We start from the raw sequence: 6,707 nt of genomic DNA, 5'->3' as shown, positions 1-6,707 counted from the left end.
GAGCCATGCAGCGGTCAAAGTTGGACGTGTTCGCGGCAATGAGGTCGAGGTCTTATCCGGTCTTGTACCGGGCACCGAAATCGTGGCTGTTGGCGCTGCTAATCTTGCCGTTGGGATGGTGGTGACCCGCATGCCCAAGCGAGAGCAAGCGGTGCCTCGCGCCGGCGATCCGCAGTAAGACCGAGGAGTTTGGCAATGAACATAGGTGCTTACTCGGTCAATAACCCCGTGGTGTCTTGGTTGCTGGTGGTCATTCTGGTCGTCGGCGGCTTTTGGGGCTTTCAGAAGATGGGCAAGCTGGAGGACCCGGCGTTCACCATCAAGCAAGCGAAGATCATTACTCGCTACCCGGGCGCCTCCGCGCAGCAAACAACAGACTTGGTAGAAGCTCTGAGCTGTTCTAGATATTGTTAAAAACCGTCATTCATGTACCTCATAGCAGAGGAAACTGCTGTAACTTGTTCTGCTTACCCCCAGATGCTCAACATTTAGGCAAAATAATTTATCAACATTGGGGTATTGAACATCAAGTTTACTCCTCTCGCTGTATCTTCTGACTGGTGGCTAAATGTTGTTTTAGAGTTTCTACAGATAAAGTTCCTTGGATATGTTGCCAGGGTAAAACTTTTTCGGTTGACCAATTTTGATGCACATAATCCTCTAACGGGGGCAGTTGTCCTTGAAAATGCTTAAATGCTTGCCGATAACTCCCTAGAGAATCCCCGGAATTTTGCGTGAATTCTAGGATGTGAGATAGACGGCGATCGCCCCTGGAAATTAGAGCTTGGATCGCCGACCAGTTGTAACTCTCTGGGCGAAACTCCACGCCAATTTTTCCTAAACCTTTTTGTAAGAGCTTTAATCGCTTCTTGGCTTGCGGGTTTACCCCATACCATTGAAAGGGAGTATGGGCTTTAGGAACAAAGGTACTACATCCCAAGGTTAAGCGCAATCCGGGCGCGGCTTTTTTCAATTCTTGCATTAAGTCTAAAGTAGGTTCTAAATCCTCAATTTCTTCTCCAGGAATACCCACCATGCCATAAAATTTAATCCCTTTCAGTCCTCCTGCTTTGGCATTAATCGCAGCTTGGATAATTTCCTCTTGTTGCAGTTTCTTATTGACGATCGCCCGCAGTCTTTCCGATCCGCTTTCGATGGCAATGGTAATGGAGCGGCTATCCCGTTGACTAAGAATACGAGCGAGTTTTTCGGTAACCGTATTGGTGCGGACAGAAGCTAGACTCAGACGCACCTGGTCATACTGCGGTTGGCTCAGATAATCGAGCAGGGCATTAAATTCAGGATGTTGGGTGACTGAAGCACCTAATAATCCGAGTCGGTTGGTCAATTTTAACCCTTGTTCAATGGCGGGGATTAATCCTTCTTGAAGATTAGCGGTGTGAAAGGGTAGGGTGAGATAACTAGCGAGACAAAATCGACAGAGTTCTGGACACGATCGCACAACTTCCACCATATAGATGTTTTCCCATGCGGCTTGTGGGGTAACAACTCTAGAGGAAAGGAGGGTTTTACCGCGATAGGTTTGTTTCGTTGGCCGTTCGGGAATGGTATCCTCAAGGGGCGTAATTGTGGCGAGTTCTCCTGTTGGACTCTCGTAGGTCACCTCATATAAACTGGGCACATAAATTCCTTCTGCCCGAGCCAGATATCTCAATTTCTCGCCCCTGGATGCCGCCCGCACCTCTTGATAGCGGTCAATAAACTCGCCTAATAACTGTTCCCCATCTCCCAATAAAATCACATCAAAAAAGTCAGCAAAGGGTTCAGGATTGGCTGTTAATACGGGTCCACCCCCAAAAATTAGGGGATGATGCTGTTGACGCTGCTCACTGCGCCTGGGTATACCGAGTTGGTCAAGCAACAGCAAAATATTGCCATAGTCTAATTCCCAGGATAAGGAGAAACCAACCAGTTCAACCTGTCTGGGGAGTTTTTCCTGTCCATCTGTAAATAAACGGCTCACTGCCACCTGCGATCGCTCACGCAACTGCGACCAAATCACTTGATAGCCTAAACTGGTGATACCGATACTGTAGGTGTTAGGAAAGGCAAAAATTACCGGAATAGCAGTGCTTTCAGGGGATACTGGAGCGAATAAAAGCTGTTCTTCATGTAGGGGGATAGACAAGGAAAAATGCGGTTAGTTTAATTCTGATCGCAAATAGGGCAATCTACCGTATGACAATACAAAAAAATCGGACTTTTGTCAAATTGATAGAAATTGCCTCAAAAATAGGGTTAAGCTCTCATGAGGAAGTGCAAAACTTTTAATTGATCTAAGTCTCACTTTTTTAAAGAATAGGTAAAAAATAAGTGAAAATACTGAGTTTTTGTCTACCCTCATCAGTTATCCTGAAAGTATACCCTTCTTTATATTAATCGGGTGCATTCTAAGGGGGTAAACCGAGTGAGCCAGTTAGAAGGGAGTAGCCAAAACAATGAAATCCAGATCGACTCATTTACAGGGAAAAGCGCAAACCGTGGTTAGTATTCATCGAGAGGGGGTACATCGAGATACATTAATTCCCCGTGACGAAGGAGCGCTTAATGTAGAGAGTTTATCGTCGATCGCGTTGGGAGATCGAGCCGATCTCCTCTTTGAACAAGCCAGTACCTGTCAGCAGCAAGGAAACATTGAAGCGGCTCAAACCTACTGGCAAGAGTGTTTAGCCCTCTACGAAAGCTTGGAAAACCATCAACAGATTAGTCAAGTTTTGGGCCATTTAAGTCATGCCTATTATGCCCAAGGGGACTATAATCGCGCTATCGAATATCAAAAACAACGATTAAAATTAGCCCAACAATTGGGCAATGTGCGCCTAGAAGCCCAAACTTGGGGAAATCTGGGCAATGCTTACCGTCATCAAGGAAGCTACACAGAAGCCATTACCGCTGAAAGTCGCAGCATTGAACTGGCACAAGAGATGGGAGACAACTGCTTATTAGCCGTGGGCTTAAACAATTTGGGCTTAGTCTACAAAGCTCTCAACGACTTACCCAAAGCGATCGCATATCAAGCTCGGAGTTTAACCCTGATTCGGGAACAAGACAACCCCCTGATGCAAAGCCAAATCCTACGAAACCTGGCTAATGCCCACCATTCCCTAGGCAACTCTGAGCAAACCATTCACTATTATGAACAATTATTAGACTTAGCTCGTAAAACCCAAAATCAACGTTTAAGTGCCAAAGTATTGAGAAATTTAGGCAATACCTTCCACACTCTGGGAGATTATAGCCAAGCCATTACGTATTACGAAGAACGACTACAGCTTGCTGAAAAAGTGAAAGACCAACGCATGAAAGAACAAACCCTAGGCAGTTTAGGGGTAGCTCACGATGCTTTAGGAAACTATCACGAAGCGACTCGCTATTATGAACAGCGCCTACAAATTGCCCTACACCTCAAAGATAAACGCTTAACGGGGCAAACATTAGGGAATTTAATTGTAGCCTGTAGTGCCCTCGGTGACTTACTTAAAGTTGAGCAATACCGAGAGCAACGGCAAGCTTTAGCTTAGTAGGGAATAGAAAATAGGGAATAGCGGCTCAATTGTTCATTCTCTATTACCCCTTACCTACTCCCTTTGATAGGCGCTCATCGGTTCTTTTATTAACCGAATATATAGATGTTTAAACGTAGATCTAATGACCCTGGGCATCCCAAAATCAATGGGTTGGATCTTATCGGGTAACTTCCAATTGGCGATCGCCAATTCCTGCGGATTACACAACGGAAACTCTACCTGCTTCTGAGCATAACAGCCGGCTGCCAAAGCGGCCACATGGGTGGGAACCTCCATCGGATCGACTCCCAATATTTCCAAAACGTTTAAGTCCAGAGCAAACACATCCTCAGATGCTCCTAAAATACCCAGGAACCGGGGAATACCCCTCATTGGCCCATTTCCTTCATGGGCAATAATACCATCAAGAATCGTTAAATTTGGCGCAATAGTCCGAGCTGTTTCCACCAACATCGCTCCAAACTCCTGGGGACTTTTCCCGGCTTGCATATGCCACCAAGCCTTCATTTTTCCAGGCACACAGCCAAATAGATTTTTCACTCCCAACGTCATCGTCAATTGTTGGTGAGCCTTAATCTTCGGTAAATTAATTACCACATCCGCATCCATTGCTTCTTTAGACAGCAACAAATGCCCAAAGCGATCGCCCTCTGTTTGATACAGCGCTTCGCGCTGTTATGAGGTACAGTAACAACAATGAGCCAACCCTATTCTTAAATGTTTCGGATTAATTAAGTCAAGGGCTACAGCCAGAAGAGTATCAATCATAGCGGGAGTAGTCGCAGCAAAATCGAGAATAAAAGACTTCAGTTGTGACCCCCACATTTCAATGGGATTAAAATCTGGAGAGTAGGGAGATAAATAGATGACACTCGCACCAACCGCTTCAATTTTTGCCCTAATAGATTCTCTTTTATGAATCGCCAAGTTATCCATAGCAACGACTGCCCCTGGCCAGAGTTTAGGAACGAGAAAATGGTCAATAAATACCTTAAAAGCGGCGGTGTCTAAAGAGCCATCAATGCTCATCAAAGCTAAAACTTTGTCCTGAGTAATTGCACCAACTAAGGTGACTTTTGACCCTCTATAAAAGGGTTTCATTTCTCTGACTCTTGTCCCTACCTCCGAACGCCCCTAAGGGCGATTTTCTCCCAGAAGAATCCCCGTTTCGTCTATAAAAACTAGGTTTTTTGGCTCTACTTCTTTAACATTTTGCCAATATTCTACTCTCAATTTTTGTCCTCTTTCTGTTGCCGCTTGGCTACTGTATCTCGTTTTTTTTTACGAGATAGTCCTAGCTTTTGCAAACACCGGCACAGGGCGGTCGGACTTACCCAATTTCCCGTCAGGTTGGCAAACCCTTCACACAGTTCACTTAAAGTAGCATCTTGATGTTCTGCTACCAGCCCAAGGACAAGTTCCTTCGCTTCAGCATTATTGAGATAACTTAACTGTGGCTTTCCTGGGCATTTTGGCTCTACATTTCCCTCTTTTTTTTGTTGCTTTACCAATTTTTGTACTAGGCTTTTGCTCACCGCAAATCTCCCGGCTACTTGTCTAATTGAATCTTTTTCGATTAGATGAGCTTTGACTATTTTTTCGCGTAAATCTACTGAATATGCTTTCATTGCCTCTTCCTGCCTATCACATTTCTTCACCTTATATTGTACCTCATTACAGCGCGAAGCGCTGTAAGCTACGATCGAGTCTAAACCATTCACGGGATAATTAAAACATGGCTGTTCTCATTCCAGATGATATTCTCCAAGCTTCTGAAATGTCTGAAGCGCGATTATGCTCTTCCAACAAGATAGAATTAGTATAGGCAAAGCGCGTCATTTAGCCGGAATGCACTTGTTAGAGTTTCAGAAAGAAATTGCTAGTCGCGGTATTTGTATTGATTATGATGTTGAAGAATTTGAAGAGGATATAAAAACCTTGCAAACGTTAGAAAAAAATCGGACTTAATCAAGTAAATTTAGGAGATTTTCAAGATTTTCAATTTTAATTGAATCAATAAAATTATTAGCTCTAATTCTGACCAATTGAGATTGACTATAGTATAATTCTCTACTTGAAGTAAGTTGAATAATAGCGTCAGACCAAGGTTTAATATTTTGAGTGGGTACAACCGGAATCATAGTTTGATTTTGCTTGAAACCATGAGTAACTTTGGTAATTGGATTCACTGGTAGTATAAAACCAGTTCCTAGATTAATTTCTTCAATTCCTCCAACTTGACTAGAAATAACAGGAATACCTCTAAGCATTGCCTCAATGATAACCAGTGGGATATTTTCAAGCCATAGTGAAGGAACTAATAAAATACGAGTTTTAGATAAGATTTTGTTGATATCAGAAGATGGTTGAAGTATAGAAACATTTGAATTTGCTTGAAGGAGAGATAGTTCACGATCAGTTGTTCCCCATGTTGGAACACCTGCAAATTTTAAATCAGGAAATTGATTGGCTAGTTTTATAAATATTGAAATTCCCTTAAAGTCACATGGATTAACCAAGGTTATAAAACCCTTTTCAAAATTAGCAAAATTTGGAAAGGGTAGTTTGCCATAAGCAGGTAAATAGATAGGAATTACTTTAATATCGACACACCGACGAACATAATTAGACAGAAAGTAGCTATTAACTATAAATGCATCTGCTTGTTTTAACACAGATGTTTTTCGTCTATCTGGATAGAAAGAATGAGAACCAAAGGGTAATAATGATGGTGTCTGTGCCAAACAAATCACAGGATATTTTTTAAGATTTAGAGACGTTTTTAGTAGTTCTTGTGTAGTATCCTCAGTCGTAACTATTATGTAGTCAGGCTGAAATTTCTGTATTTCATTATTTAAATAATCACTAAGATTTATGGTATCTGCTACAGCATGAACTTGGACATAATTAAGAGAAAATATATATGCTCCTTGATTGAGATGAGAACAGATACTAAGTTTTTGTTGCTCATTGAAAAATTGATCTTTTGTCACGCCACCCGGAGGGTCTCCGAAAGCAGGTACAATAACGACTACTGAATGCTTTCGTAATGCTAATTCCTCAGCTAAATATCGGATAGTCTTATTCGCTCCGCCTAATGGAGGCAAATAAGGCATATGCATTGTCAATAAAATTTTCATAAAATTTCCTGATTGAACT

Annotated in this window: 4 protein-coding genes and 4 pseudogenes; 3 read left to right on the top strand and 5 right to left on the bottom strand. The window is 42.6% G+C overall.

Going from position 1 to position 6,707, the window contains the following annotated elements; genetic code table 11:
• Positions 1-195 precede the first annotated feature (195 nt).
• Positions 196-384 (top strand): annotated as a pseudogene (locus J7545_RS03170) (hypothetical protein); the annotation flags it as partial.
• Between the two features lie 148 nt (positions 385-532).
• Here J7545_RS03170 and J7545_RS03165 read toward each other — a convergent pair.
• Positions 533-2,149: a radical SAM protein gene (locus J7545_RS03165; RefSeq protein ID WP_318698978.1), complete on the bottom strand. Its 1,617-nt coding sequence runs from the start codon at positions 2,147-2,149 to the stop codon at positions 533-535.
• Positions 2,150-2,459: 310 nt separating this feature from the next.
• Between J7545_RS03165 and J7545_RS03160 the strand changes: the two genes are divergently transcribed.
• The gene (locus tag J7545_RS03160) at positions 2,460-3,542 is read left to right on the top strand and encodes a tetratricopeptide repeat protein (RefSeq protein WP_318698977.1); all 1,083 of its coding nucleotides are present in this window, start codon (positions 2,460-2,462) and stop codon (positions 3,540-3,542) included.
• A gap of 57 nt (positions 3,543-3,599) precedes the next feature.
• Here J7545_RS03160 and J7545_RS03155 read toward each other — a convergent pair.
• The 3 genes and pseudogenes from J7545_RS03155 to J7545_RS03145 form a co-directional block, all read right to left on the bottom strand.
• Positions 3,600-4,187, bottom strand: a pseudogene (locus J7545_RS03155) (DUF362 domain-containing protein); the annotation flags it as partial.
• A gap of 36 nt (positions 4,188-4,223) precedes the next feature.
• Positions 4,224-4,667 (bottom strand): annotated as a pseudogene (locus J7545_RS03150) (transposase); the annotation flags it as partial.
• Between the two features lie 110 nt (positions 4,668-4,777).
• On the bottom strand, positions 4,778-5,269 hold the full coding sequence (locus J7545_RS03145) for a transposase (protein WP_318698976.1): 492 nt from the start codon (positions 5,267-5,269) through the stop codon (positions 4,778-4,780).
• Positions 5,270-5,283: 14 nt separating this feature from the next.
• On the opposite strand from J7545_RS03145, the pseudogene J7545_RS03140 reads away from it, so the two are divergent.
• Positions 5,284-5,516 (top strand): annotated as a pseudogene (locus J7545_RS03140) (UPF0175 family protein).
• Here the strand turns inward: J7545_RS03140 and J7545_RS03135 are convergent.
• Positions 5,513-6,688 carry a glycosyltransferase family 4 protein gene (locus J7545_RS03135; RefSeq protein ID WP_318698974.1) on the bottom strand — a complete coding sequence of 392 codons (1,176 nt, stop codon included), beginning with the start codon at positions 6,686-6,688 and terminating at the stop codon, positions 5,513-5,515. The pseudogene J7545_RS03140 and the gene J7545_RS03135 sit on opposite strands and share 4 nt — an antisense overlap.
• Positions 6,689-6,707 lie beyond the last annotated feature (19 nt).

This window comes from Roseofilum sp. SBFL (assembly GCF_017746885.1).
Lineage (GTDB): Bacteria > Cyanobacteriota > Cyanobacteriia > Cyanobacteriales > Desertifilaceae > Roseofilum.
Note: the sequence above shows the minus strand (reverse complement) of the source record. Positions and strands in the feature narration are given on the sequence as shown.

What these genes read in the sequence shown, in the direction of transcription:
- J7545_RS03160 (WP_318698977.1), top strand. Translation starts at nt 2,460, where the DNA reads ATGAAATCCAGATCGACTCATTTACAGGGAAAAGCGCAAACCGTGGTT.
- J7545_RS03135 (WP_318698974.1), bottom strand. Translation starts at nt 6,688, where the DNA reads ATGAAAATTTTATTGACAATGCATATGCCTTATTTGCCTCCATTAGGC.